Source organism: Azospirillum formosense, from assembly GCF_013340925.1.
Taxonomy (GTDB): domain Bacteria; phylum Pseudomonadota; class Alphaproteobacteria; order Azospirillales; family Azospirillaceae; genus Azospirillum; species Azospirillum formosense.
The window spans coordinates 1-1,584 of record NZ_WHOR01000486.1 but is presented as its reverse complement, the minus strand read 5'-3'; the positions used below and the strand labels follow the sequence as shown (position 1 = coordinate 1,584).

3 protein-coding genes are annotated in these 1,584 nt (G+C 72.6%); 1 reads left to right on the top strand and 2 read right to left on the bottom strand.

All coding sequences use genetic code 11. The annotated features are described in order from the left end of the window. Positions 1-695: hypothetical protein (locus GBZ26_RS29290; protein WP_345772088.1), on the top strand; the 695-nt coding region annotated here is incomplete at its 5' end. Positions 696-714: 19 nt separating this feature from the next. On the opposite strand, the gene GBZ26_RS29285 is transcribed toward GBZ26_RS29290, so the two are convergent. Beyond that, positions 715-984 carry a DUF2934 domain-containing protein gene (locus GBZ26_RS29285; RefSeq protein ID WP_174441787.1) on the bottom strand — a complete coding sequence of 90 codons (270 nt, stop codon included), beginning with the start codon at positions 982-984 and terminating at the stop codon, positions 715-717. Between the two features lie 77 nt (positions 985-1,061). Further along, on the bottom strand, positions 1,062-1,584 hold a 523-nt coding region (locus GBZ26_RS29280; RefSeq protein ID WP_174441786.1), incomplete at its 5' end, for an NnrU family protein.

The window sequence follows — 1,584 nt, the reverse complement described above, 5'->3', positions numbered from 1 at the left end:
CCCCCATGGTCAGCGCGGCCCAGCGCCAGCGCGAAGTCGCCCGCATGCTGATGCGGCTCGACGACATGCTGAAGACGTGCGCGGATCTGGCGGCCGCGGCGCGGGAGCGCGTGTCGGTCGGCGGGATGGGCCGCTACCGCAAATTCTCCCGCAAGGTGCGCGACTTCTTCTCGCTGGCGGCGGTGACCCAGGAACGTCTGGACGCCGCCCCGTCGGAGATGGAGGAGTTGATCGGCCCCATGACCACCGCGCTGGAACGCCTGCACGCCCGCATGGTGATCCTGTTCGTGGAGGAGAGCCTGGGCTTCTTCAACACCTTCGCGCGGGTCAAGGCGCTGCCCATCGGCACCCACGAGACGGTGGGGGTGGAGTTCCGCGCGCTGATGGAGATCCGCAAGTTCCTCGACGACCCGCTCTACGACGGGGAGCGCGGGCAGGGCCTGCGCAAGCAGACGGACCGCGTCGCCGTGCTGATGCGCGCGGTGATGGACCGCTGCCCGCCCCTGCCCGACTTCGGCGACGAGCCGAGCATCGGGCCGCGCGGCACGGTGAACAAGCCGCTGCGCCCGCCGCGCGCCGCCCCGCCAGCCGCCGCGGGCCGGGCGGCGGAGCCGCGCCCGCTGCCCCAACCCAATTCCCAGCAGCCCGACCCCAGGTTGGAAGTCCGTCAGCTGTCCCTGGACGACGAGGACTGACGATCAGCCTTGCGCCCGATCAGCCTTCCGCCGGCGACGACTGGCGGTGGTGGCTGTGCGAATCCACGCCGCGCAGATGCTCGGCGGCCTCGTGCAGTGCGCGCTCGCTGGCGCTGTCCGGGGTTTGCAGCCCCGCCTCCGGACCGGGGACGGCGTCCTCCTCGGCGATCTCGCGGGTGGCCTGCTGCCAATGCGCGATGTGGCGCCCCTCGGGACGGCCCTCCCGCTCCCAGATGGCGTGGGCGCGCTCGCGGACGCGGGGGTCGTCGGGGCCGGTGTGATGCTCCATGGCGCTGTCCTTCCGGTGCGGTCTGTTCTCATGACCGTCAACAGGCGGACCGCACCGGCGTGCCGCAGACCTTTCCGCTACAGCCAATAGAGCGGGCTGACCCCGAACAGCCAGGGATGCACCGCGATCATCGCGGCGTAGGCGGCCAGCGCGCCCAGAACACGGCCCCAGCCGATCTCCCCGGGACGGAAGCTTTGACGTCCGGCCAGGATGGCGGCGAAGGGCAGAGCGGAGGTCTCCGCCCGGTAGGCCCGCCCGGCCGCGCTGCGGCGCAGCAGCCAGTCGTTCTTGACCATGGCGAACACGGCGATGGCCGCCATCGCGACGAACAGCACGACCCGCCGCCCGTCCCCGGTCGCTTGCAGGTGCAGCAGCGCCCACAGCAGCAGCCCCATGCTGCCGGGAAAGCGGGTGATCCGGTAGATGCCCCGCGGCGGGTGGGGGGCGTCGGGCTCGCCGGCCTTGCTGGTGACGCGGGCGGCGATCAGCAGGAAGGACAGCGGCATCAGCGCGACGACCAGCGGCGCCGCCCAGCCGGCGGGAACGAACAGCGGCTCGCCGCCCCCGGCCTCGCGGTAGGCCCAGACGAACAGGCCGAGC

Coding starts and splice junctions, on each gene's coding strand:
- GBZ26_RS29285 (WP_174441787.1), bottom strand. CDS start 984: ATGGAGCATCACACCGGCCCCGACGACCCCCGCGTCCGCGAGCGCGCC.